This window comes from Amycolatopsis pretoriensis (genome assembly GCF_900107925.1).
GTDB lineage: Bacteria > Actinomycetota > Actinomycetes > Mycobacteriales > Pseudonocardiaceae > Amycolatopsis > Amycolatopsis pretoriensis.
In genome coordinates, this window is record NZ_FNUJ01000005.1 from 395,407 (window position 1) to 419,200 (window position 23,794).

At 71.3% G+C, this 23,794-nt stretch carries 21 protein-coding genes; 16 read left to right on the forward strand and 5 right to left on the reverse strand.

Annotated elements, in window-relative coordinates; genetic code table 11:
* The first annotated feature begins 37 nt into the window (after positions 1-37).
* The 3 genes from BLV96_RS23625 to BLV96_RS23635 all read left to right on the forward strand — a co-directional run bounded on the left by BLV96_RS23625 (position 38) and on the right by BLV96_RS23635 (position 4,025).
* On the forward strand, positions 38-181 hold the full coding sequence (locus BLV96_RS23625) for a SapB/AmfS family lanthipeptide (protein WP_086673630.1): 144 nt from the start codon (positions 38-40) through the stop codon (positions 179-181).
* A gap of 128 nt (positions 182-309) precedes the next feature.
* The gene (locus tag BLV96_RS23630) at positions 310-1,977 is read left to right on the forward strand and encodes an ABC transporter ATP-binding protein (protein ID WP_086673632.1); all 1,668 of its coding nucleotides are present in this window, start codon (positions 310-312) and stop codon (positions 1,975-1,977) included.
* A complete protein-coding gene (locus BLV96_RS23635) occupies positions 1,974-4,025 on the forward strand; it encodes an ABC transporter ATP-binding protein (RefSeq protein ID WP_091389480.1) in 2,052 nt (683 codons plus the stop codon). Before BLV96_RS23630 ends, BLV96_RS23635 begins: the two co-directional genes overlap by 4 nt.
* A 234-nt stretch (positions 4,026-4,259) precedes the next feature.
* Here BLV96_RS23635 and BLV96_RS23640 read toward each other — a convergent pair whose 3' ends face one another.
* The gene (locus BLV96_RS23640; protein ID WP_086675913.1) at positions 4,260-4,673 is read right to left on the reverse strand and encodes an acyl-CoA thioesterase; all 414 of its coding nucleotides are present in this window, start codon (positions 4,671-4,673) and stop codon (positions 4,260-4,262) included.
* Positions 4,667-5,947, reverse strand: a complete 1,281-nt coding sequence (locus tag BLV96_RS23645) for a hydroxyacid-oxoacid transhydrogenase (RefSeq protein ID WP_086675914.1) — start codon at positions 5,945-5,947, stop codon at positions 4,667-4,669. The genes BLV96_RS23640 and BLV96_RS23645 overlap by 7 nt, the downstream gene beginning before the upstream one ends.
* A 135-nt stretch (positions 5,948-6,082) precedes the next feature.
* On the opposite strand from BLV96_RS23645, the gene BLV96_RS23650 reads away from it, so the two are divergent.
* From BLV96_RS23650 to BLV96_RS23700, 12 genes are all read left to right on the forward strand, one after another.
* On the forward strand, positions 6,083-7,741 hold the full coding sequence (locus BLV96_RS23650) for a thiamine pyrophosphate-binding protein (RefSeq protein ID WP_086675915.1): 1,659 nt from the start codon (positions 6,083-6,085) through the stop codon (positions 7,739-7,741).
* Between the two features lie 213 nt (positions 7,742-7,954).
* Positions 7,955-8,128 carry a hypothetical protein gene (locus BLV96_RS49965; RefSeq protein ID WP_167379707.1) on the forward strand — a complete coding sequence of 58 codons (174 nt, stop codon included), beginning with the start codon at positions 7,955-7,957 and terminating at the stop codon, positions 8,126-8,128.
* Positions 8,129-8,334: 206 nt separating this feature from the next.
* Positions 8,335-8,538 carry a cold-shock protein gene (locus tag BLV96_RS23655; protein WP_004563013.1) on the forward strand — a complete coding sequence of 68 codons (204 nt, stop codon included), beginning with the start codon at positions 8,335-8,337 and terminating at the stop codon, positions 8,536-8,538.
* Positions 8,539-8,602: 64 nt separating this feature from the next.
* Positions 8,603-8,827 carry a heavy-metal-associated domain-containing protein gene (locus tag BLV96_RS23660; protein WP_086675929.1) on the forward strand — a complete coding sequence of 75 codons (225 nt, stop codon included), beginning with the start codon at positions 8,603-8,605 and terminating at the stop codon, positions 8,825-8,827.
* A gap of 649 nt (positions 8,828-9,476) precedes the next feature.
* Positions 9,477-10,511: an ATP-NAD kinase family protein gene (locus BLV96_RS23665; RefSeq protein WP_086675916.1), complete on the forward strand. Its 1,035-nt coding sequence runs from the start codon at positions 9,477-9,479 to the stop codon at positions 10,509-10,511.
* On the forward strand, positions 10,508-11,431 hold the full coding sequence (locus BLV96_RS23670) for a thiamine pyrophosphate-dependent dehydrogenase E1 component subunit alpha (RefSeq protein WP_086675917.1): 924 nt from the start codon (positions 10,508-10,510) through the stop codon (positions 11,429-11,431). Before BLV96_RS23665 ends, BLV96_RS23670 begins: the two co-directional genes overlap by 4 nt.
* Positions 11,432-11,442: 11 nt before the next feature.
* The gene (locus BLV96_RS23675) at positions 11,443-12,417 is read left to right on the forward strand and encodes an alpha-ketoacid dehydrogenase subunit beta (protein ID WP_086675918.1); all 975 of its coding nucleotides are present in this window, start codon (positions 11,443-11,445) and stop codon (positions 12,415-12,417) included.
* Between the two features lie 180 nt (positions 12,418-12,597).
* Positions 12,598-13,860, forward strand: a complete 1,263-nt coding sequence (locus tag BLV96_RS23680; protein WP_086675919.1) for a GAF domain-containing protein — start codon at positions 12,598-12,600, stop codon at positions 13,858-13,860.
* Positions 13,861-13,882: 22 nt separating this feature from the next.
* Positions 13,883-15,010: a sensor histidine kinase gene (locus BLV96_RS23685; RefSeq protein ID WP_086675920.1), complete on the forward strand. Its 1,128-nt coding sequence runs from the start codon at positions 13,883-13,885 to the stop codon at positions 15,008-15,010.
* Positions 15,011-15,117: 107 nt separating this feature from the next.
* The gene (locus tag BLV96_RS23690; protein ID WP_086675921.1) at positions 15,118-16,536 is read left to right on the forward strand and encodes a hypothetical protein; all 1,419 of its coding nucleotides are present in this window, start codon (positions 15,118-15,120) and stop codon (positions 16,534-16,536) included.
* Entirely contained in the window at positions 16,533-17,501 is a 969-nt protein-coding gene (locus BLV96_RS23695) for a glutamate ABC transporter substrate-binding protein (RefSeq protein ID WP_244180423.1), read from the forward strand. The genes BLV96_RS23690 and BLV96_RS23695 overlap by 4 nt, the downstream gene beginning before the upstream one ends.
* A 53-nt stretch (positions 17,502-17,554) precedes the next feature.
* Positions 17,555-20,197 (forward strand): serine/threonine-protein kinase, encoded by a 2,643-nt coding sequence (locus tag BLV96_RS23700; protein WP_086675922.1) that lies wholly within the window; start codon positions 17,555-17,557, stop codon positions 20,195-20,197.
* A 59-nt stretch (positions 20,198-20,256) separates the two neighbouring features.
* On the opposite strand, the gene BLV96_RS23705 is transcribed toward BLV96_RS23700, so the two are convergent.
* Positions 20,257-20,847, reverse strand: a complete 591-nt coding sequence (locus BLV96_RS23705) for a PaaI family thioesterase (protein ID WP_208608305.1) — start codon at positions 20,845-20,847, stop codon at positions 20,257-20,259.
* A 237-nt stretch (positions 20,848-21,084) separates the two neighbouring features.
* Between BLV96_RS23705 and BLV96_RS23710 the strand changes: the two genes are divergently transcribed.
* Positions 21,085-22,419 carry an MFS transporter gene (locus BLV96_RS23710; protein ID WP_086675924.1) on the forward strand — a complete coding sequence of 445 codons (1,335 nt, stop codon included), beginning with the start codon at positions 21,085-21,087 and terminating at the stop codon, positions 22,417-22,419.
* Between the two features lie 340 nt (positions 22,420-22,759).
* Here BLV96_RS23710 and BLV96_RS23715 read toward each other — a convergent pair whose 3' ends face one another.
* Together BLV96_RS23715 and BLV96_RS23720 are read right to left on the reverse strand one after the other, a co-directional pair.
* Complete coding sequence (locus BLV96_RS23715) at positions 22,760-23,230, reverse strand: hypothetical protein (protein ID WP_086675931.1); 471 nt, start codon at positions 23,228-23,230, stop codon at positions 22,760-22,762.
* Between the two features lie 5 nt (positions 23,231-23,235).
* On the reverse strand, positions 23,236-23,790 hold the full coding sequence (locus BLV96_RS23720) for a SigE family RNA polymerase sigma factor (RefSeq protein WP_086675925.1): 555 nt from the start codon (positions 23,788-23,790) through the stop codon (positions 23,236-23,238).
* Between the last annotated feature and the right edge of the window lie 4 nt (positions 23,791-23,794).

Here is a 23,794-nt window from a genome sequence, read left to right on the forward strand (position 1 = left end):
CCGGCGGACCCCGAAGGAAACGAAGGAAGGAACACCGATGGAACTCGTTCTGGACCTGCAGGCCATGGAGACCCCCGAGGTGCTCGACGGCGGCCACGGTGGCGGTGGCGGCGGCACGTCGAACCTCAGCCTGCTGGCCTCCTGCGCCGACAGCACCATCAGCCTGCTGACCTGCCACTGACCTGGCGGTTCGCCGGCATGTAGTGCCGAGGTGAAGGGTGCGGGAGCGGCACAGGCCAAGTGCGCCGCTCCCGCCTCTTCATTCTGGCCCCGGTACCGCCTCGGCGGTACCTCGTCCGAAGGAGTGAGATGCGCGGCTCCGCCGATCGGTTGCTGGCCCGGGTGGCCGGGCTCGATCGCCCCCGGCTGGCCGCCGTCGTGGGTACCGCGCTGGTCGCCACCGCGGCCGGCCTGCTCCTTCCCGGCGCGCTCGCGGCAGCGGTCGACAGCGTTGTCGCGGGCCGCCGGAGCTGGCCCGAGGTCTCCTGGCTGCTGCTGGTCGGCGGCGCGGAGATCGCGGCCGACGTCGTAGGCGGCATTCTGACCACTCGCCTCACGGCGACGGCGTCCGCGTGGCTGCGCCGCAAGGTGTCCGACAAGCTCTTCGCGGTCGGCACCCGTTCCCGCTTCGCCGAGGGCGACGCGATCAGTCGCCTCACCGGCGACTGCGTCGGCGCCGGCGGCATCGTCACGATCGTCGTCCAGTGCGGCTCGATGCTGGTCATCTCGACCGGCGCGGTGGTCCTGCTCGCCCTGCTGGACTGGCGGCTCGCGCTCGTCTTCCTGGGCAGCATCCCGTTCGCGCTGCTGCTGGCCCGCAGCCACCTCCGCCGCACCGCCGACGACGTCCTCACCTACCAGCGGGTGTCCGGCGAGCTGGCGGCTCGGATGGTCGACGCGGTCGCCGGCCTCCGCACGATCGCCGCGTCCGGCACCGCCGACCGTGAAGCCGAGCGGGTCCTGCGCCCTCTGCCAAAGCTGACGCTCGCCGGCCAGGGCCTCTGGCGCACCCAGGCCCGGATGGTCTGGCGCGCCGGCCTGCTGACACCGGCGGTGGAACTGTCCGTGCTCGCCGCGGCCGGCTTCGGTGTCCTCGCGGGCAGGCTCAGCATCGGCGACGTCGTGGCCACCCTCGGCTACGTCGCCCTCGGGCTCGGCCTGGTCACCCAGATCCCACTGCTCACCATGCTGTCCCGGGCGCGCGGCTGCGCCGAACGGCTCGTCGAGGTCCTCGACGAGCCCGAACCCGTGCCCGGCAAGCTCCCGCTCCTCCCCGGCGACGGCACTGTCGACCTCCGCCACGTCGGAGTCACGGGCGCGCTGACGGAGATCGACCTCCGCATCGACGGCGGCACATTCCTCGCGGTCGTCGGCCGTTCGGGCGCGGGCAAGTCCGCGCTGGCCGGTGTGCTCGGCGGACTGATCACGCCCGACGAAGGCCAGGTTCTCCTCGACGGCCGCCCGCTCGAACGCATCCGCCGCGAGGAGCTGCGCGCGGTCATCGGCTACGCCTTCGAACGGCCCGCCCTGCTCGGCGCCACGGTCGCCGACGCCGTCGGCTACGGCTCCTGGGCCGGCGAGTCCGCCATCCGCACCGCCTGCCGGATCGCGCAGGTCGACGAGGTCGTCGTCCGCCTGCCTGACGGCTATCACACGCCATTGACCGAGACGCCGCTTTCGGGCGGAGAAGCCCAGCGGCTCGGGTTGGCCCGCGCAATCGTGCACAGCCCGCGCGTCCTGATCTTCGACGACGCCACGGCCAGCCTCGACACGGTCACCGAGGCCGCGGTCGAGTGCGCGATGGCCGGCGCGTTGCCCGGCCGTACACGTGTCGTCGTGACCCACCGCGCCGGCACCGCCGCCCGGGCCGACCTGGTGGTCTGGCTCGAAGAGGGCCGGATCCGCGCGGTGGCCCCGCACGCCGCGCTCTGGCAGGAGCCCGGATATCGAGGCGTCTTCACGGAGGACGACGAGTGAGCCTGCGCCGGTTGTACTGGTCCGCTCTCGCCGGGCAGTGGCGTGGCGGAGCCGTGCTGCTCGTGTGCTCGCTACTCGAAGGTGTGCCTGCGTTCTTCTCGGGACGGCTCGTCGAGCTGTCCGTAGACCGTGGGTTTTCGGTCGGCAACCCGGCCGCCGGCCTCGGCTGGCTGGCGTTGTTCGGGCTGGCCGCCGTGCTCGGCGCGTTCGGCGCCCGGATGGTGTGGCACCAGCTCGGCAAGGTCGTCGAGCCGCTGCGCGACGCCCTGGTGACCGCCGTCGTCCGGGGTGTGCTGCACGACGAATCCCCGCCGCGCAACCAGCCGGACTCCAGCGGCGTCGCCCGGATCACCCAGCACGTCGAGGTGGTCCGCGATGCAACCGCCGGACTGCTGGTCCAGGCCCGCGGGATGCTGGTGACGACGGCCTCCGCGCTGGCCGGACTCGTGACGGTCGCCGGTGCGCTGGTCCTCCCGGTCGCGGTACCGGTCATTGCTTCGCTGGTCGCGTTCGTCTGTCTGCTTCCTTCTCTTGCCCGTCGTCAGCGCGCGCTCGCACTGGCCGACGAGCACACCGCTGCGACGGCTGGTACGTCCCTGGCCGGGATGCGGGACATCGTGGCCTGCGGCGCCGAGCCGATCGCAGCGTTGGCGATGTACGACGCGGTGGACAAACAGGCGAACGCCGCGATCCGGGTGGCGCGGTCCAGTGCCCTCCGGGCACTGGTGATCTCGCTCGGCGGGTTCATCCCGTTGCTGCTCGCGCTGGCGTTGGCGCCTGGCCTGGTGGCTCGCGGCGAACTGACCGCGGGAGCGGCCTTGGGCGCGCTTGTCTACCTGGCCACGACGATGCAGCCGGCTCTCCGCGGCTTGGCGGCCACCGCCGGGACCGTCGTCCTGCGGCTGCTGGTCGCGCTCCGCAGACTGGCGGAGACGGCCGAGTTGCCGGTCGTGTCCGACGGCACGGCGGCCCCGCGCGGCACCGACGTCGAGGTCCACGGCCTGACGTTCGGCTGGGGCGCGGCGGCCGAGCCCGTGGTCCGCGGGCTGGACTTGGGCCTGCGGCCGGGGGAGCACCTCGCCGTCGTCGGGCCGAGTGGCATCGGCAAGTCGACATTGGCAGGCTTGCTGACCGGAATGCTGACGCCGCAGGAAGGCCGGGTACTGCTGGGCGGCGTTCCGGTCCGGGATGTGCCAGCGGCACTCCGCCACGAGCTCGTGGCGCTGATTCCGCAGGAGGCTTACGTCTTCGCGGGAACCGTGCGGGACAACGTCGGCCTCTTTGCTTCGTCCGCTTCGGACGACACACTGTCGTCAGCTTTGGACGCGGTGGGCGCGAGCGCGTTGGTGCAGCGCCTTGGCGGCCTCGATGCCGAGATCGGTCACGGTGGCGAAGGGATCTCCGCAGGCGAAGCGCAGATGCTCGCGCTGGCCAGGGTCTACGCCAGTTCGGCGGAATTCGTGATCCTCGATGAAGCCACCTCCCATCTCGACCCGGTTTCCGAAGCCCGCGCGGAACGGGCCTTCGCCGCGCGGGGTGGTGTCTTGGTGGTGATCGCGCACCGGCTTTCGTCGGCTCTGCGTGCGGATCGCGTGCTTGTCATGGACGGCCGCGAAACCGCTTTGGGCCGCCACACCGACCTGATGACCAGGTCGGCGCGGTACGCAGAACTCATGCAGGCCTGGACGACGCCGGTGGCTGGGGAGTCAGCCACCGGTGCCGGCCTGGACGGCTGCGCCGGCGACCGACCGGCCCCCGGTACCGGGGGCCGGCGGCCTACGGGCAGTAGCGAATCTGTTGGCGGGGCGCCTTCCGGCAACAGACCCACAACCAGTGCGCCTCCGCCACTGGGCACGGCAACTGCGACCGCCGCCGGGGCGCCTTCCGGCGACGGGGCAGCAGCTGCGGTTGGTCCGAGGGGTGTCACAGAGTCCGTGGCCGACATGCCTGCCGGCGACGGAACTGCGACCGGGTCGTCATCTCACAACGGTGCCACCGGATCGACGCCTAGGTCGCCATCCGTGTCGCGAGCCGCTCGAGTGAGCTGACTACCCGTCCACTGTGGACCGATTTCGTGCGCTTTCCAGCTTATCGGCGTCGAGGGGGCTGGGAAGCCCTCGATTCGAATCTGTGGACAACTCGCCGATCTCCGGACCGCCTGTGGACAACTCGCGCCGATCGACCGGTTCTGTCGGCCCGGTCGTGCATGATCGGAAGCGCGGGAAGAACCCGGCCCGGAAATCGGCACCGTCAACGAGGAGGTGAAACGCCGGCGGTGGACGTCATCCGGGCTGTAGTGCTTCCAACGCCTCTCGCAGCTTGCCGGAGACCGGTGTCGGCCGGCGGGACTCGCGGTCCACGAAGACGTGCACGAAGTGCCCTTCGGCGACCAGGGACTCGTCGGCGGCGTACATGCCGATCTCGTAGCGCACGCTGGACTTCCCGAGGTGTGCCACGCGCAGTCCCACCCGCATCGATCCAGGAAAGGAAACCGATGAGTGATACCCGCAGTGCGACTCGACGCACAGCCCGATCACCTCCCCAGCTTCGATGTCGAGGCCGCCCTGTTCGATCAGCCACGTGTTGATCACGGTGTCCATCAGCGAGTAGTGCACCACGTTGTTGACGTGCCCGTAGACGTCGTTGTCCTTCCAACGCAACGGAACCGTCTGCCAGTGCGGGTACTCCTTCACCACAGTGACACCGACTCGCGCAGGATGCCGGACAGGTCGTCCGCGGAGGCCTCGCGGGGTGCGGTCGCCAGCAGCCGTTGCTGCTTCAGCGTTCCCTCGACCAGGGAGTCCACATCGGACTCCGCGTAGCCGACGGCACCGATGCCGTCCGGGATGCCGATCTGCCGCATCAGGTCGATCAGCACCGCGGGCAGGTGGTCGGCGAAGTCGCCGGGCCACTCGAAGTCGGGCGCCAGGAGGCGTGCGACGCGCAGGTGGCGGTCCGGTGCCGCGTCGAAGGTGAAGCGGAACGCGGCGGGCGCGGTCAGCGACACGGCCATTCCGTGCGGCACCATGGGCTCTTCACCCGGGTAGCCGTCCGGGTGAAAGTCGCGCACTTGGCCGGCGATCGGGTACGCGTTGGCGTGCGGGATGTGCACGCCGGCGTTGCCGAAGCCGAGCCCGGCGAACGTCGCGGCCAAAGCCATGGCTTCGCGCGCCTTGAGGTCTTCGCCGTCGCGCACGGCGGCCGGCAGGGCCCAGGACAGCAGCCGCAGCGACTGCTCGGCGAACATGTCGGCCAGCGGGTTCGAGCCGCAGTAGGGCACGCGCTGCTCCGGGCGCTTGCGCTCGAACTCCGTGTACGGCTTCGCGGTGTAGCTCTCCGCGGCGTGGCAGAGGATGTCCATGCCGCTGGCGGCGGTCACCCCGGCCGGCTGGCTGACGGTGAGCCGCGGGTCGACGACGGCGAGGGTGGGGCGCAGCCGCAGGTGGCTGATCCCGCTCTTGACGCGCAGGGAAAGCACGTCCAGGACGCAGACCGTGGTGCTCTCCGAACCGGTGCCGGTGGTGGTGGGGACCGCGACCAGCGGCTTCAGCGGGCGATCCGGTGCGCGGCCGCCGCCGACCGGCGCGTTGACGTAGTCCATCAGCTCGCCGTCGTTGCTCGTCAGCAGGTTCGCGGCCTTCGCGGTGTCGATGGCCGACCCGCCGCCGACGGCGACGAAGGCGTCGTACGGACCGGTTCCGCGGGCGAAGTCAACCGCCTTCTGCATGCTGACATCGGTGGGCTCGACGTGTACACCGTCGAAGATCTCGGTCTCGATGCCGTAGCCCGCGATTCCGTCGGCGATGCGACGCGGCCAACCGGTCGCGGCGACTTGGGGATCCGTTACGACGAGCACGCGGTGCGCGCCGTACTGGGTCAGGTCGTAGCCGATCTCTTCGCTGGCGCCGGTGCCGTACTTCAACGCCGGTGCGCCATAGGTAAAAACGGTTTCATGTTCGGTCGCGGTCAAGTCTGCGGTCCTCGCTCCCTTGATCGGCTAACAGTCGGTCAAAGCGGACATTCAGCCCATCCTTACCGGGTTTCGGCGAAGATCACTTGACTGCACTGAACGGTGCCCGCCTAAGCTCTCCTCATTAGATACCAACTGGGAGCGACCGTCGCCCAGACGGCCGTGCGGATCCTGACCGAGGCGCGTGTCCGCCGTGTGTACGCGGTGGTCGGTGAGTCCTTCCTCGAACTGCTCGACGCTTTGCAACGCGAGCGGGAGATCACCGTCGTCTCGGCGCGTCACGACGCGGGCGCGGCCTTCATGGCGGAAGCCGAAGGCAAGCTCACCGAACGGCCCGCCGTGCTGCTCGCCAGCCGGGGGCCGAGCGCGGCGAGCCTGGCGATCGGCGTCCAAACGGCGTACCAGGACGAGACGCCGATGGTCGTCTTGCTGGAGACGCCGGCGAGCGATCCGGTGCCGTCGTCGTCGGGGGAGCTGCCGACGTCCGATCTGACGGCCATGTTCGAGTCGATCGCCAAGTCGACTCTGCGGGTGACCGACCCGGACAGCCTGCCGAGTCTGCTCGCGCACGCACTGACGACGTCGCAGGAGGGACGGCCGGGGCCGGTCGTGCTCGGCGTGCCCTGCGACGTCTGGGGCATGCCTTACGACGCGGCGAAGCCGATGGCGCGGGTGCGGCCGCCGGCGTCGGGCACGCTGGGCCGTTCGGCTGACGCCGTCGCGCAACTGGTGGACGAGGCGAAGTACCCCGTGGTCATCGTCGGCGGGCGGGCACGGTCCGCTCGCGACGAACTGATCGCCGTCGCCGACGAGCTCGCGCTGCCCGTCTACAACGCTTTCCGCCGGCAAGACGCCTTCCCGGAGAACCACGCGCGGTACGCCGGCCACCTCGGGCTCGGCATCCCCGCGCGGCAGCTGGACGCCCTGGAACGCGCGGACCTCGTCCTCGCGCTCGGCACGCAGCTCGACGAGGTGACCACCCAGGCCTACCGCTACCCGACGCCGCAGCAGACGCTGGTCATGGTCGGCACCGGAATCGATGTCAGCCCGAAACGTCGCGGGCTCACGTTCCGGGTCGACTCTGAGGTCGAGCCGTTCCTGCGAGAACTGCGCGAGGTCGCTTCGCCGCGGACGCGTCGCGCGTCGGCGGCCAACGCGGCTGTCCACACCTTCATGACGCCGCCGGACACCAGCGGCAACACGCGGGTGCACCCCGTCGACGTCGTCCGCGCGCTGCGGAAACTGGCGCCCGAGGACACGATCGTGACCAGCGACGCGGGCAACTTCGCGCAGTTCATGCACCGGTACTGGTGCTTCACCGCGCCGCGCAGCCAGCTCGGGCCGAGCAACGCCGCCATGGGCTACGCCGTGCCGGCCGCCGTGGCGGCGAAACTGGCCGAGCCGCGGCGGACCGTCGTCGCCATGGTCGGCGATGCGGGTACGTTGATGACAGGACAGGAAATCGAAACGGCCGTCCGGTACCGGGCGCCGGTGATGGTCGTCGTCTTCCAGAACGGTGTGCACGGCGCGCTCGCCATGCATCAGGCCCGCACGCACGGGCGGCTGTCCGGGGTGTCCATCCCGCTGACCGATTTCGCCTCGTGGGCGCGTGGACTCGGCGCCGCCGGGTACACGGTGGACGACCGGGAGGAGCTCGAACCGATCATCGCCAGCGCGCTGGTGCGGCAGCGGCCGTGCGTCATCGACGTGCGGACGGACCCGGACGTCGTGACGCCGGACGTGCGGCTTTCGGCCCTGCTCGGACAAGGCCGCCCGCAACCTCCCGCCCAGTAAGGGTTTGCTCGGTTTCACTTCGGGAAACGCCGGGAAAGTTGTGTGGTAGCACAGCGGTGGCTCGGGTAATCTGACGGTGTTCCGGTGGTGGTTCGCCGCAGAACGTTCCCGGCCGGGTCCCGGCGGGAGACAACCGGTTTCTGTCGGTGCCGCATGGCACCATCGCGGTCATCACCCGCAGGGAAGCGGGTAGGGAACGAGGGGAGTTTCGACTTGACCGATCACCAGCGCGCATCCGAACCGGCGCGGAAGGCCTCCGGCGTCGTGCCGGTGCTGTTCAGCGCCAGTTCCGAGGCCCACGACGACGCCGTGGTCGCCGCGGAGCACGACACCGCTTGGCGGTCGCCGTTCGGCGCGGAAGGGCTGCGTCCGGCGAGTGGCGAATAGCTCACCCCTGCGGGGTGAAGACAGCTTGTCCGCCCTGCTCAAGGTGTGCTTTACTGTTCAAGGTCTCGATTTTTGTGTTCGTGATGAGTCACGCTCGCAGAACTCAGCGGGCGTAGTGTCTCCTCGCCGAGGAAGCAAACCGTCCGGGTGTTGACCCGGGTCGCCGAAGTGGCTTCCTGTTTTGGTGTTGCATATGGAGATTTTTGATGACTCAGGGCACTGTGAAGTGGTTCAACTCCGAGAAGGGGTTCGGCTTCATCACCCCCGACAACGGTGGCGGCGACGTCTTCGTTCACTACAGCGAGATCCAGGGTAACGGCTTCCGTACCCTCGAGGAGAACGCTCGCGTCGAGTTCGAGATCGGCCAGGGCCAGAAGGGTCCGCAGGCCACGTCGGTCACCGTGATCTGACTTTGATCTTGGGAAAGGGCCGTCACCCGTCCGGGGTGACGGCCCTTTTCGTATGCTGCGCACCATGATCGAGCACGGTTACACGGTCTCCGGGATGAGCTGCGGGCACTGCGCCCAGTCGGTCACCGAAGAACTCACCGGCCTGCCGGGAGTGACCGAAGTGGACGTCGACGTCGCGACCGGCCGGGTGGTCGTTCGCGCTGAGACGGCGCTGGCGGAGGACGACGTCCGCGGTGCGGTCGAGGAGGCCGGCTTCACTTACGAGGGCACGGCCAGCCTCGTTTCGTAGGCTTCGGCCGGGGCTCGGCCTCGGTTGGTTCTTCTCCGGCGGGCCTGTCTCCAGGTTGGACAGTCCAATGGAGATCGACGCGCCGGTGTGACGTACGGCTCAGGCGGGCATGCTCGGCTTCGGGCGCGCACGGTGGGCTGCGGCTGCGCGAGTTGCAGCGGTGGCGGTGCGGCTGGAGCCTGTGTAGACGCGGCAAGGTGGCGAGGCTGGTGCGGCGGTGACCCGGCGCGGTGGCTCGGGTTGCGGCGCGGCCAGCGCCGGCGTGGTGACTTGGGTACGACGGTGCCTGGCCTGGCGGTCGCCGGATTGGCGTGGCCACTGGCGCGGGGGCTCCGGTGCGGAGCGGCCGCCGCCGGCGTGGTGGCTCGGGCACGGCGGTGACTGGGGCAGTCAGCACCGGGGCAGGGTCCTGGTTGCGGCGGTGGCTGGCGTGGCCAGCACCGGCGCAGGGGCTGGGGTTGCGGCGTGGCGGTCGCCGGATCGGCGTGGCTGACACCGGCGCGGCTGCTTCGGTTGTGGCGCGACCGACCCAACGCCCTCGGCCCCCCGCGAAGTCCCTCATCCTGCACACTGCAACGCCCTGCAACCCTTCCGCTACCGCCCGGTCTCGGGGTCTCCTGTTCTCCTGCGTGCGGTCTCAGGAGGTCAGGTGGGCGAAACGGTGGCGGGGATCGTCGCGAATCCGGCTTCGGGGCGGGACATCCGCCGGCTGGTCGCGCAGGCTTCCGTGTTCCCCACCGCGGAAAAGGCGAACATGGTGCAGCGGCTGCTGGCCGCTTTCGCTGTCACCGGGCTTGACCGCGTCCTCGTCTCCACTGATCTCGGGGGCATCTCCGCCTCCGTTCTCAAGGCTCTCGGGCGGGGTGGGACCTGGCCCCAAGTCGACTTCTGCGACGACTTCCCGCTCACCGGGACCGCCGCCGATACGACCAACGCCGTGCGGCGGATGGTCGAGGCCGGGGCCGGGGTCATCGTCGTGCTCGGTGGGGATGGCACTGCTCGCGTTGCCGCCGCTGCCTGCGAAGACGTCCCCCTCCTCGCCCTCTCCACCGGGACCAACAACGCCTTCCCCCAGATGCGGGAAGCGACCGTCGCCGGGTTGGCGGCCGGGCTGATCACCTCCGGGCAGGTCGATCCCGATCTCGTCACCCACCGCGTCAGCGTGCTGGAAGTCGTCACCAAAGCTCGGCGGGAGATCGCGCTCGTCGACGTCTGCGTGTCGCTCAGCCGGCACATCGGCGCGCGGGCTTTGTGGGATCCCTCCTCGCTCACCGAGCTCTACTGCACCTTCGCCGAACCCGATGGCATCGGCCTCTCGAGCGTTCCTGGACAACTCTGTCCGAGCCCGCGGTCAAGCCCGGACGGCGTCGCGCTGCAGCTCGGGCCCGTCGGGGAGACGCCCTACGTCGTGCAAGCCACCATCGCGCCCGGGCTCGTGCGGCCCGTCGGGGTTCGTGGGTGGGGTGTGCTCGAACCCGGCGTGCGCGTCGAACTCGCCGCGGCCGGTGGTGTCATCGCGCTCGACGGCGAGCGCGAACTGGAACTCAAGACCGGCGAAAGCGCCTTCGTCGAGCTCAAGCCGGACGGACCGTGGGTCGTCGACGTCCGGGCCGCGATGGCGGAGGCGGCACGGAAAGGGCTGTTGCGCACGGAAACCGAGCTGGGGACGGAGCGTCGAAGATGACGGACACCCTGCGGGAGGCGTATCGCGTGATGCGCACCATCCGGGCCTTCGAAGAACGCGTCCACGAGGAGTTCGCGACCGGCGAAATCCCCGGGTTCGTGCACCTCTACGCCGGTGAGGAGGCCTCGGCCGCGGGAGTCTGCGCCCACCTCGACGACCGCGACGCCATCGCCGGCACCCACCGCGGCCACGGCCACTGCATCGCCAAGGGCGTCGACGTCAAAGCCATGATGGCCGAGATCTACGGCCGCAAGACAGGATCCTGTCACGGCAAGGGTGGCTCGATGCACATCGCCGACCTCTCGAAGGGCATGCTCGGCGCGAACGGCATCGTCGGCGGCGGCCCGCCTCTCATCTGCGGCACCGCCCTCGCCGCCAAACAACAGCACACCGGCGGCGTCGGCGTCGCCTTCTTCGGCGACGGCGCCGGCAACCAGGGCACCACGCTGGAAGCCCTCAACCTCGCCTCGGTCTGGGACCTGCCCGCGATCTTCATCGCCGAGAACAACGGCTACGCCGAAGCCACGGCCAGCTCCTGGTCCGTCGCCTCCGACAACATCGCCGACCGCGCCGCCGGGTTCGGCATGCCCGGCGTGATCGTCGACGGGTTCGACTTCTTCGCCGTCCACGAAGCCGCCGGCGAAGCCGTCGAACGCGCCCGCGGCGGAGGCGGCCCGACCCTCATCGAAGTCAAGTTCACCCGCTACCACGGGCACTTCGAAGGCGACCGGCCCGCGAGCCTCGACTGCCTCACGAGGTTCCGCGACCGTGTCACCGAAGCCGGTGAACTGGCCGAACACGCCCTCGACGCCATCGACGCCGAAGTCGCGAAGCTCATCGAGGACGCCGTCTCCGAAGCCAAGGCCGCGCCCAAACCGACGAAGGACGACCTCGAAACCGACGTGTACGTCTCGTACTGAAAGGGCCGGCCATGGCACGCACGATCAGCTACCGCCAGGCCATCACCGAGGCCCTCGTCCAGGAGATGGCACGTGACGAGTCGGTCATCGTCATGGGCGAGGACAACGCCGGCGGCCCCGGCGTCACCAAGGGCCTCTTCCACGAGTTCCCCGGCCGGGTGCTCGGCACGCCCATCTCCGAGTCCGCCTTCGTCGGCGCGGCGATCGGCGCCGCGACGCGCGGGCAACGGCCCGTCGCCGAGCTCGTGTTCATCGACTTCATGGGCGTCTGCTTCGACCAGATCTTCAACCAAGCAGCCAAGTTCCGGTACATGTTCGGCGGCAACGCGAGCACACCCGTCGTCATCCGCACGATGTACGGCGCCGGCCTGCGCGCCGCCGCGCAGCACTCCCAGTGCCTGTACCCGATCTTCACGCACGTCCCCGGCCTCAAGGTCGTCGTGCCGTCGAGCCCGTACGAGGCGAAAGGCCTGCTCATCCAGGCCATCCGCGACGACGACCCGGTGATCTTCTGCGAGCACAAGGCCCTCTACGACACCAGCGGCGACGTCCCCGAGGACAGCTACACGATCCCGTTCGGCGAGGCGAACGTCGTCCGCGACGGCGGTGACGTCACGATCGTCGCGTTCGGCCGCATGGTCGCCGTCGCCGAACAAGCCGCGGACGAGCTCGAGAGCAACGGCATCGAAGCCGAAGTCATCGACCCCCGCACCACCAGCCCGCTCGACACGGACACGATCCTGGAGAGCGTCGAGAACACCGGACGCCTGGTCGTCGTCGACGAGGCCTCGCCGCGCTGCAACCTCGCCACCGACGTCTCCGCGCTCGTCGCGAAGGAGGCGTTCGGCGCGCTGCGGGCCCCGATCGAGATGGTGACGCCGCCGCACACGCCCGTCCCGTTCTCCGACGCGCTCGAGGACCTCTACATCCCCGACGCCCAGAAGGTCGTCAACGCGGCGAAGGCGGTCGTGGAGTACCGGCGATGAGCCGGCCGGTGACGGGCTGACCCATCCCGCCTCCGGTGGCTCTTGGCCCCGCCGGAGGCCACCGAGGGGCTCTTCGCCGGCACCTCCCCGGCCGGCGAAGAGCCCCTCGGCGAGATTGTCGCCACCTTCCGATCAGCGAACCGAAAAGGCAGACTGAGGCGGAGCGCAAGGAGTGGCGGTTTGGGGCAGCGAGACCTCGAGGCAGCGTTGCCGGCCGGGGCGGACCCCCGGCGGCACGCCCGTGTCCTCGCCCAGGTGCACGAAGCGGCCCTGTCGGGCAAGGAGCTGCCCAGCAGGCCGCGGCCGGTCGTCGACGCCTCCTGGCAGCGGATGCGCCGCCTCGGCATGGACCCCGACAGCCGCGCCGCCGCGCCCGTCCTGACCGTCGAACAGCTCGAAGCGCGCCGCCGCGCCAGCGGGCTCGTCGAAGCGCTGCCGACGTTGCGCGGCGGCCTGACCAGCGTCGCCGAGCAGGCCGCGCACATCATGGTGATCGTCGACGCGGGCGGCAACGTCCTCTGGCGCGACGGCAGCGCCGCGATCCGCCGCCGCGCCGACAGCCTCGGCTTCGTCGAAGGTGTCGACTGGCAGGAAGAAGCCGTCGGCACCAACGCGATCGGCACCGCCCTCGTCGCGCGCCGCCCGGTCCAGATGTACGCCGCCGAGCACTACGTCCGCTCCCACCACTCCTGGACGTGCGCCGCCGCGCCGCTGCACGACCCGCGCGACGGCCGGCTCCTCGGCGTCGTCGACCTCTCCGGCCCGGCCTCCACCGTCCACGCGACGACGTTGGCGCTGGTCGACGCCGTGACGCGGCTCGCGGAGTCCCAGCTGCGCACCACCCACCTCACCGAACTCGAACGCCTGCGCGGCTTCGCCGTCCCCGTGCTCGCCAAGGTCGGTGGACGCGCGGTCGTCGCCGACGAACACGGCTGGGTCGCCGCGGCCGCCGGGCTCGCGCCGGTCGACCGGATCGCGCTGCCCGCCAACCTTGCGCCCGGCGGGGTCTGGCTGCCGGCCTACGGCCACTGCGCGGTCGAGCCCGTCCCCGGTGGCTGGCTGATCCGCCCCACCGAAACCGACGCCGCCCAGCCGACGCGGGTCGTCCTCGACGTCCGGTCGCCGCGCGCCCCCGAGCTCACCGTCGCCGGCGCGGCCGGGACGTGGACGCACCGGCTCAGCCCCCGGCACGCCGAGATGCTGTACGTCCTGGCCAGCCACCGCGACGGCCGCTCGGCGTCCGAGCTGTCCTCGGACCTCTTCGGCGACGCCAGCCGCGCGGTGACCGTCCGCGCCGAGATGTCCCGGCTGCGCCGCCACTTCGGCGGCATCCTCGGCGCCAAGCCCTACCGCTTCGCCGACGACGTCGAAGTGCTGGTCCGGAGGCCGCCGAGCCCCGAAGCCGTGCTGCCGCACTCGCTCGCCCCGGCCATCCGCGGCTGATCCCGCCCGGGAAGATGGGGCCGTGCCGAACCGCCCCCTGCTCCCGGACACCATCGCGCCGACCTGGCTCGTGGTGCAGGTGCTCGGCACGCTGTTCGTCGCGGGAACCCTGCTCACCGCGCGCGAACCGAACCCGTGGATCTGGGCCGCGTACGGCGTCTCGAGCGCCTGCTGGCTCGGCTTCGTCGCGCTCGCGTCCCGGCGGCCGAAGACGGCGGCCGCGCTGCTCGCCGTGGCCGGCGCGCTGCCCGCGGCGCTCGTCGGCCGGGCCGCGGACTCCTCGGCGATCCTGATGGCCGTCATCCCGCTCGGCCGGCTCGCCGCGCTCACCACGGTCGGCGTCGGCGCGATCGTCGGCGTGGGCCTGCTGGAAATGGCGCTGGCCGTGACCGCGCACCTGGTCGCCGGGCAGTCCCTCGGCGCCGCGCTCGCCGACGCCGCCGTGATGCTGCTGCTCGTGCTCGTCGGGCTCAACCGCCGTCAGTACGAGGTCCAGGCCGGCCAGGCCGAGGCGCTGCTCGACCAAACCCGGCTCGCCCAGGCCGAACACGCGCGCGCCGCCGCGCTCGACGAACGCACCCGCATCGCCCGCGAGATCCACGACGTCCTGGCGCATTCCCTGGGCGCACTGCGGGTTCAGCTCGAACTCGCCGAAGCCCTGCTGACCGAACGGTCCGATGTGGACGGTGCGCTCCGGTCGGTCCGGCGGTCGCGCCGCCTGGCCGCCGACGGGCTCGCCGAAGCGCGCAACGCCGTCGCCGCGCTGCGCCGGGACGTCCCGCCACTGGCCGAAGCCCTGGCCGCGGTGACCGCCGAGCACGCCGGCGACCACGGCGCCGACGTCGGCTTCGAGGCGGACGGCGAACCAAGGCCGCTGCCGTCCGCCGCGGTCGTCGCGCTGGTGAGCGTCGCGCGCGAAGCCTTGACGAACGCGGGCAAGCACGCGCCCGGGGAGGACGTCCGGATGCGGCTGGAGTACGCGTCGGAAGAGGTCCGGCTCGAAGTGCGCAACCCGCGAAGCGAATTCACTCGTACAGGTGAAGGTTTCGGGTTGGCCGGCATGCGCGAGCGCCTCGCCCTCGCCGGTGGCACGCTGGAATCGGGCCCGGACGACGGCTACTGGCGCGTACTCGCGCGGATCCGGGGCTGACCGGGCGCCCGGAGATCACGTGCTGGTGACGGCGGGCGGTGCCCGTGCCCGCGCGGATCGCCACTCGGCTACCTTCTGCTGGTAAGGCTTTCGGGGAGGAATCGGGGATGACCAGCACTGCGACGGCCCGTCCCACGGCGCCCGCGCCGGGACCCCCGGCGCCGCCGCCACCGGACGGCCGGGACCGCGCCGGGGGCCGCAGCGGCCTCCTCGGGCTGCTGGACCTGCCGGGCCAGGCGGTCCGCGCGATCATCCGGTCCGCCGCGACCACCCCCGGCCGGCTCACCGTGATCGCCGTCGCGCTCGTGCTGCTCGCGCTGGTCGCCGGCACCGCCGCGACGCTGTCGGTGCAGGACCGCGACGACACGATCAGCGGCGTCATCGACCACCGCGAACCCCTCGCCGCCGCCGCGCAGCAGGTCTACAAGTCGCTTTCGGACGCCGACGCGACCGCGGCCAGCGCGTTCCTCTCCATCGGCACCGAGCCGCCCGAGCTGCGCTCCCGGTACGAGCGTGACATCGCCGAAGCCGGCGCCGCGCTCGCGAAGGCCGCTTCGGACTCTTCGGACGTCGCCGCCGCGGCGAGCCCGGTCGACGTCCTCAACCAGTCGCTGCCCGTCTACACCGGGCTCGTCGAGACCGCCCGCGCGAACAACCGCCTCGGCTACCCGGTCGGCGCGTCCTACCTGCGCGAGGCCTCCGAGCTGATGCGCGCGAAGATCCTGCCCGCCGCGCAGGACCTCTACCGCGTCGACACCGAGCGGCTGATCGAGGAGCAGAACAGCTCCACCGGCTTCCCGTGGCTCGCCACGATCCTGGTGGTCGCGCTGCTGGCCGCGCTCGTCGTCGCGCAGGTCTACCTGACCCGGCGGACCAACCGGGTGCTCAACGTCGGGCTGGTCGTCGCGACGGCCGCCGTCGTCGTGTCGCTGCTGTGGGGCTCGGTCGCGCTGATCGTGCAGGGCAGCCTCGTCGGCAGCGGCCAGGACGACGGCTCGCACCGCGTCGACGTGCTCGTCCGCGCGCGGATCGCCGCGCTGCAGGCCCGCGCCGACGAGACGCTGACGCTGGTCGCCCGCGGCGACGGCGCGGCGTACGAGAAGGACTTCGGCGCCAACGCCGCCCAGCTCGCCGGCCCCGACGGCCAAGGCGGCCTCCTCGGTGAAGCCCGCGGCCTGATCACCGACGGCGACGGCGCCACGAAGGTCGCCGACGCCACCAAGGCCGCCCAGGACTGGCTGGCCGCGCACAAGCAGGTCCGCACCCAGGACGACTCCGGCCAGTACCAGGAGGCCGTCGACACCGCCGTGCTCGAAGACCGCAAGACCGGCTCGGCCCCGGCGTTCCGGCGGCTCGACGACAGCCTCCAGGCGGCGATCGACGTCGGCCGGCAGCAGTTCCTCGACGACACCCACGACGGCGACGCCGCGCTGACGCTGCTGGCGCCCGGCCTCGCCGTGCTCGCGGTGGTCGCCGCGGCGGGTGTCACCATGGGGATCCGGGAACGACTGAGGGAGTACCGGTGAGCAGGCGGGGGAACACGGTCCGGGCGGGCGTGCTGGCGCTCGTCGCGCTGCTCGCGGCGTCGTGCGGCAGTCCCGGGAAACCGGTCGACCCGGCCCCGGTCAGCAATGCGGCCTGGCCGCAGCCCGCGCACGTCGGCGGCCCGGACGCGACCGCCGGCGGCGGCGCCGACACCAGCTGCGACCCGCTGGCCAGCCTCCCGCCGAACGGCACCATCGGCAGCGACTCGACCATGGCGAAGATCAAGGAACGCGGGAAGCTGATCGCCGGCGTCGACCAGACCACCTACCTCTTCGGGTTCCGCAACCCGACCTCGGGCAACCTCGAGGGCTTCGACATCGACATGGTCAACGCCATCGCCCGCGCCCTGTTCGGCACCTCCGAGGGGCACGTCCAGTTCCGCGCGATCCCGTCTTCGCAGCGCGAGGACGTCCTGATGGCGCACCAGGTCGACGTCGTGGTCCGGACCTACAGCATCACCTGCGACCGGCGGAAGAAGGTCCAGTTCTCCTCGGTGTACTACGTGGCCGGGCAGCGGATCCTCGTCGCCAAGGAGTCGAAGGCCGAGAAGCTGTCCGACCTGACCGGCAAGCGCGTGTGCGCGGCCAAGAAGTCGACGTCGCTCGCGAAGATCGCGACCGATCCCGCGAAGGTCGTGCCGATCTCGGTGGACAACTGGTCCGACTGCCTCGTGATGCTCCAGCAGGGCCAGGTCGCCGCGGTGTCGACCGACGACACGATCCTCGCCGGGATGGCCGCGCAGGACCCGACGCTCAAGGTCGTCGGCGAGCAGTTCACGCAGGAGAACTACGGCATCGGCATCCCCAAGGACAACGAGGACATGGTCCGCTACGTCAACGCGGTCCTCGACGAGATCCGCGGCACCGGCGTCTGGCAGGACAGCTACCGCAAGTGGGTCGAGCCGTCGCTCGGGTCGGCGTCGCCGCCGTCGCCGCAGTACCGGTGAGCGCGTCGCGACTAGGATTGGTTCCCGCTGGCCGGGGATCTGGGAGGTAAGCAGTGTCGGAGGAGCCGCGCCGTCCTCGGCACGCCGCGCCGGACGAGGAGCCGAAGCCGGCCACGCCGAGCTGGCAGCCGCCGCCACCGGTGCGGTGGGAGACGCCGGAGCCGTCGATCTCGGGCCGCCTCGACGACGGCGCGCCGCCCCGCGGCGAGGAGACGGTCATCCACGCGCCCGTCCGCCGGCCGCCGACGCCGCCGGGCGGCCACCCCACCGCCGTCCGCGGGACGATCCCCGGCGCCGAAGACCCGACCCGGCCGCCGGGCAGCCTCAACCCTGTCCTGCCGCCGGTCCAGGCCACGCAGGTGGTCCGCCCCGACCCGAACGCGCCGCAGCCGACGAGCGTGCTCGCCGCGCCCGCCCCGGAAACCCAGAGCATCATGCCGCCGGCGCCGCGGCCCGACACCGGCCCCGGCGCGCCGCTGCCCGACCCGGGCACCGAAAGCGTGCTGCCCGAACGCAGCAGCGAAGGCCGGCACACCGGCACCGGAACGGGCAGTGGCTCGGGCTCGGTGTCCGGCTCCTCTTCCTTCCCCGGCACTTCGCGGCGGACGTCGTCGCGGACGTCGCGCTCCCGCCGCGGCCGCCTCGGCGCCGGCCTGGTCGAGGTCCCGCCGGTGCCCGCGCGCGACCCGGCGTCGGCGGTGCTGACGAACCCCATGGTGTCGGAGGAAAAGCGCTTCTGCGGCACCTGCAGCGCGAAGGTCGGCCGCGGCAAGGACGGGAAACCCGGTGCCGCGGAAGGGAAGTGCGAGAACTGCGGCGCGCCGTTCTCGTTCGTCCCGAAGCTGCAGCCGAACGAGCTCGTCGGCGGCCAGTACGAAGTCCTCGGCGCGCTCGCCTACGGCGGTCTCGGCTGGATCTACCTGGCGCAGGACCACAACGTGTCCGACCGCTGGGTCGTCCTCAAAGGACTGATCGACACCGGTGACCAGACGGCGATGGCGGCCGCGGCCAACGAGCAGCGGTTCCTCGCCGAGGTCGAGCACCCCAACATCGTCAAGATCCACAACTTCGTGCAGCACCCGGACGCGCACAGCGGCACGACCGTCGGCTACATCGTCATGGAGTACGTCGGCGGCCAGTCGCTGCGGCAGCTCGCGCTCGCCCACCACCGCGAAAGCCGCCGCCCGGAGCCGCTGCCGATCGGCCAGGTCATCGCGTACGGGCTGGAGATCCTGCCCGCGCTCGGCTACCTGCACAGCCAGAACCTGCTCTACTGCGACCTCAAGCCCGACAACGTGATCCAGACCAACGAGCAGCTCAAGCTGATCGACCTGGGCGCGGTCCGGCGGATGGACGACTACGAGAGCCCGCTGTTCTTCACCACCGGCTACAGCGCGCCGGAGCTGGCGAAGCAGGGCGCGTCGATCGCGTCGGACCTGTTCACCGTCGGCCGCACGCTCGCCGTGCTGAGCTTCGAATTCACCGGCTACACCAGCAAGTTCAAGACGACGCTGCCCGGCCCGGACGCCGTCCCGCTGTTCGCGCTCTTCGGCTCCTACTACCGGTTCCTGCGCCGCGCGACGCACGCCGACCCGGACCGGCGGTTCCTCTCCGCCGAGGAGATGGGCGACCAGCTGACCGGCGTGCTGCGCGAGATCATGGCGCTGGGCACCGGAAAACCGCGGCCCGGCGCGTCGACGGTGTTCGGTCCGGAGAGCCGCACCTTCGGCGTGCAGCTGGTGGTGCCGGAGCAGGGCCAGAGCGTGCCGCTGCCCGGCTCGGACGAGGTCGTCGCCGGCCTGCCCATCCCGCAGGTCGACACCGACGACCCCGCGGCCGGCGTGCTCGCCACGACGACCGCGCTCGACCCGCGCGGCGCCATCGAGGCTCTGGCCGGCGCGCCGCGCGAGTCGATCGAGGTGCGGCTGCGGATCGTGCGCGCCCGGATCGAGCTGGGTGAGCTGGCCGAGGCGCAGCGGCAGCTGCAGGCGGCGCAGTACCTGGCGATCAAGAACGGCTTCCCGCACGACTGGCGGATCGACTGGTACCGCGGCCTGATAGAGCTGGCCGGCAGCCGCTCGCGGGTCGCGCAGGTCGCGTTCGAATCCGTCTACGACGACCTGCCGGGCGAGATCGCGCCGAAACTCGCGTTGGGCGTCGCAGCCGAAGGCGTCGGCGACTACTTCGCCGCGGCGCGCTTCTACGAACTGGTCTGGCGCACGGACCGCACGTACGTGAGCGCGGCGTTCGGCCTCGCGCGCGTCTACCTCGCGCAGGGCGCGCGCAACAGCGCGGTCGAGGTGCTCGAGACGGTCCCGCCGTCCTCGACCCACTACGTCGACGCGCAGGTCGCGGCCATCAAGATCAAGACGACGGCGACCAAGGCCAACGGCCGCGAGACCCCGGTGACCGAGCACGACCTGCTCGACGCGTCGTCCCGGCTCGAGCGGCTCCGGCTGGACCTCGAGCGTCAGACGCGGCTGTCCGCGGGGGTGCTCGAAGCCGCGCACGACTGGCTCAAGCAGGGCAAACCGACCCCGGGCGCGCGGGTGCTGGGGTGCTCGCTGGAGGAGCGGGAACTGCGGTTCGGGCTGGAACGCTGCTACCGCGCCCTGGCCCGGCTGGCGAGCACGGTCGACGAGCGCGTCAAGCTCGTGGACCGCGCCAACGCCATCCGGCCGCGCACGCTGACCTGAACGCAGCTTTCACGTGAAAGCTGCGACCTGGGCGCCGAGCTTTCACGTGAAAGCTCGGGTCAGGGATTGATCTCCCAGTCGCGTTCCTGCTGCCGGCGGTTCTTCTCGTGCTGTGCCGCCAGCTTCTCCAGCGCCTCCGGGTCGCCGTGGGTGCTGAAGTGCTCGAAGCCCACCACGATGAACAGCGCGCGGGCGCTCACCGCGATCGGGCCGTCCTCGGCGTCCAGGCGGCCGTCGGCGCTCACGTAGATCTTGCGGCCCGCGATGCCGTCCAACCGGGCCTCGATGAACAGCGTCGTGCCCACCGGGACCGGGCGCCGGAAGTCCGTCTCGAGCTTGCCCGTCACCGCCGGGCGGCGCATCAGGTTGCCGACCGTCGAGCCGAGCGCCTCGTCGAACGCGCAGGCCAGCAGCCCGCCGTGGGCCAGCCCCGGCGCGCCCTGGTGGGCCGCCGTCACGGTGAACCGCGAGTGGATCACCTGGCCTTCGCCGACCGCCGACCGCAGGTGCAGGCCCGCGTCGGCCTCGTCGCCGCAGCCGAAGCACTCGCTGAAGTGCACGCCGAGCTCGGTACCCGGCGCCGGCGCCTTCGGGTGCGGGACGGCCGGCTCCACCGGCACCGGCGGCCAGGGTTGAGAAACACGACTCATGCGCTGACGTTAACTCGCCGGTAGCGGCCCGGCGCGCGCGGCCCGCGGCGTAAGCAGGCAACGTATACCTCTCAGTAGCCGGAAAGTTCCCCACCGTAGAAGATTCGCGGCTCAGGCTGCCGACCTGCGACGTCCGGTCAACACTGGGCTGATGAGCTCGAACGGCCCTAGGGGCACTGCACGGAGGAGGTCGTCGCCGGCATGAGCGAACCAGCACCAACGACGAGCAAACCGCCAGTGGACGAGAGAACCGTCAAGCGCGCCGTCTGGGCATCCGCCATGGGCAACGCCACCGAGTGGTACGACTACGGCGTCTTCACCTCGGGAGCCATCGCCACCAGCATCGGGACGCTCTTCTTCCCCGGTGAGGGCAACGCCGTCCTGAAGTCGCTCGCGCTGCTCGCGGTCGGGTTCATCGTGCGGCCCTTCGGCGGGGCGTTCTTCGGCCCGCTCGGCGACAAGATCGGCCGCAAGCGCGTCCTCGCCATCACGATCCTGCTGATGTCCGGCTGCACGTTCCTCGTCGGCGTCCTGCCGACGTACGCCGGCGGCTACAGCATGGGCATCGCGGCGCCGATCGCGATCCTGCTGCTCCGGATCATCCAGGGCTTCTCCACCGGCGGTGAATACGGCGGCGCGGCGACGTTCATCGCCGAGTACTCGCCGACGAAACGCCGTGGCTTCTTCGGCAGCTTCCTCGAGCTCGGCACGCTGGGCGGGTACGTCCTCGGCAACCTCGTGGTGCTGTCGGTGACGCTGTCCCTGTCGGCCGACCAGGTCGACGCCTGGGGCTGGCGGATCCCGTTCTTCGTCGCGCTGCCGCTCGGCCTGATCGGGCTCTACCTGCGGAACAAGCTCGAGGACACCCCCGAGTTCCGCCGGATGGAAGCCGCGGGCGAGGCCCCGAAGAAGGCGCCGCTCAAGGAGATCTTCGTCCGCAACTGGCGGATGATCCTCAACCTGATCGGCATCGTGCTGCTGCTGAACGTCGCGGACTACCTGCTGCTGACGACGATGCCGACGTACTTCACCGACACGCTGAAGATCAACGACAACACGGCGACGCTGATCATCATCGCGGTCGAGGTCATCCAGATGGCGATCATCATCCCGCTCGGCGCGCTGTCCGACCGGATCGGCCGGAAACCGCTGCTGCTCACCGCGGCCATCGGGTTCCTGGTGCTGAGCTGGCCCAGCCTCAAGCTGATGCAGTCCGGGAGCATCCTGTGGCTGTTCGTCGGGTTCCTGGTCGTGGCGATCCTGCTGGTCCTGATCCTCGCGGTGATCGGCTCGACGTTCCCGGCGATGTTCCCGACGCGGGTGCGCTACGGCTCGTTCGCGATCGGCTACAACATCTCGACGTCGCTGTTCGGCGGCACCGCCGGGGTCGTCGTGACGGCGCTGATCAAGAGCACCGGCAACGAGGACTGGCCGGCGTACTACCTGATGGCGGCGGCGCTGATCGCGATCATCCCGATCATCAAGATCCCGGAGACGTCGCAGGTGCCGATGGAACAGATCGACACCGAAGACAACAGCGGAAAGCTGAGCTCCGCGGCCGCTCAGCGCTGAGCGGTCCCCGGAAAACCGTGTGCCCCGCCCGGATCACCGGGCGGGGCACACGTGCGCCGTGAGGTCAGTTCGCTTCGCTGCGAGGAGTGAAGCGCTTGCGGGACCAAGCGGCCAGCGCACCCGCGGTCATGACAGCGATTACGGTTTCGACGATCAGTGCGGCGAGCACCATGTGCTTCCTCCTCGGTTTCTCGGGCCGGCGGCGAAGCGCCCGGCTGAGCAGTTCCTCCGGTGTCCGATCGGATCACCACAGGGCATATCGCCCCGAGCCGGGCAGGTATTTCGTCAGAAACCCACATTGGCGCGGTGATCTGCGCCACGTCACTGACCTGCGGAAACGTCAGCGGGACGTGGTCGCCGACGGCGGAGTCCCGGTTTCCGTCGGCCCCGAGGAGGGCCGGCTGGTGGTCGGCACGGACCGCGGCGGGGTCCGGCCGGCCGACGGCGGCTGCGGCGCCCGCGTGGCGCGCGCGGACGTGCGGCCCGGCTCGGCCGCGGGCGGCGCGATGGACGTCGCCGGCGCGACCTGCGGCGACGGCGTCGCCGCGGGGGAGCTCGTGCCGATCGTGGACAGGCCGGGGCCGGCGGGTTCCAGCGGCTCCGGCGGCCCGGCGCGGTGACCGGCCAGGAAACCGGCCACCGCCAGGACGACCGCCGTCGCGGCCGAGGTACCGGCCACGGCGAAGCGCTTGCGTCGTCGCCGGACCCGGCCACCGCGCTCGATCACGTCGGCGGCGTCGAGGCGCATCGGCGGCTGCGCGCCACCGGCCGCGCCGGTCAGGTACGCGCGGACGTCGTCTTCGGGGTCCATGTTCGTCACCTCCCCTCCGTGGTCGCGCTGAACGTCAGCGCACCGTAGTGCGGGCCGAGCCGGTTGCGCAGCGTCGCCAGGCCCCGGGAGGCCTGGCTCTTCACCGTGCCGGTGCTGCAGCCGAGGGCCTTCGCCGTCTCCTCGACGCTCAGGTCCTCGAAGTACCGCAGCACCAGCACGGCGCGCTGCTTGGGGGCCAGGACGGCCAGGGCCTGCCGGACCAGTTCGTCCTGGTCGCCGGCGGCCGGTTCCGCCGGAAGTTCCGGCGGGGTGTCGGTGAGGCGCTCCCGCTTCCACCTGCTGCGCCGGTGCTCGGCGAGGAACGTGCGCAGCACGACCTTGCGGGCGTAGGCGTCCAAGGCGTCGTGGCGCGACAGCCTCGGCCAGGCGAGGTACAGCTTGAGCAGCGCGGCCTGCGTGAGGTCCTCGGCCTGGTGCCAGTCCCCGCAGAGCAGGAAGGCCGTGGACCGCAGGCTGTGCGCGCGCTCGCCGAAGTACCGGGCGAACTCGCCGTCCCACGGCGAGCCCGGCCCGGTCGACGGACGGGAGCGGGAGATCACCTGG

Bases quoted from the DNA above. Each gene is read 5' to 3' on its own strand.
- BLV96_RS23625 (WP_086673630.1), top strand. From the start codon at position 38: ATGGAACTCGTTCTGGACCTGCAGGCCATGGAGACCCCCGAGGTGCTC.
- BLV96_RS23690 (WP_086675921.1), top strand. From the start codon at position 15,118: ATGACCAGCACTGCGACGGCCCGTCCCACGGCGCCCGCGCCGGGACCC.
- BLV96_RS23630 (WP_086673632.1), top strand. From the start codon at position 310: ATGCGCGGCTCCGCCGATCGGTTGCTGGCCCGGGTGGCCGGGCTCGAT.
- BLV96_RS23705 (WP_208608305.1), bottom strand. From the start codon at position 20,847: ATGAGTCGTGTTTCTCAACCCTGGCCGCCGGTGCCGGTGGAGCCGGCC.
- BLV96_RS23675 (WP_086675918.1), top strand. From the start codon at position 11,443: ATGGCACGCACGATCAGCTACCGCCAGGCCATCACCGAGGCCCTCGTC.
- BLV96_RS23670 (WP_086675917.1), top strand. From the start codon at position 10,508: ATGACGGACACCCTGCGGGAGGCGTATCGCGTGATGCGCACCATCCGG.
- BLV96_RS23660 (WP_086675929.1), top strand. From the start codon at position 8,603: ATGATCGAGCACGGTTACACGGTCTCCGGGATGAGCTGCGGGCACTGC.
- BLV96_RS23655 (WP_004563013.1), top strand. From the start codon at position 8,335: ATGACTCAGGGCACTGTGAAGTGGTTCAACTCCGAGAAGGGGTTCGGC.
- BLV96_RS23715 (WP_086675931.1), bottom strand. From the start codon at position 23,230: ATGGACCCCGAAGACGACGTCCGCGCGTACCTGACCGGCGCGGCCGGT.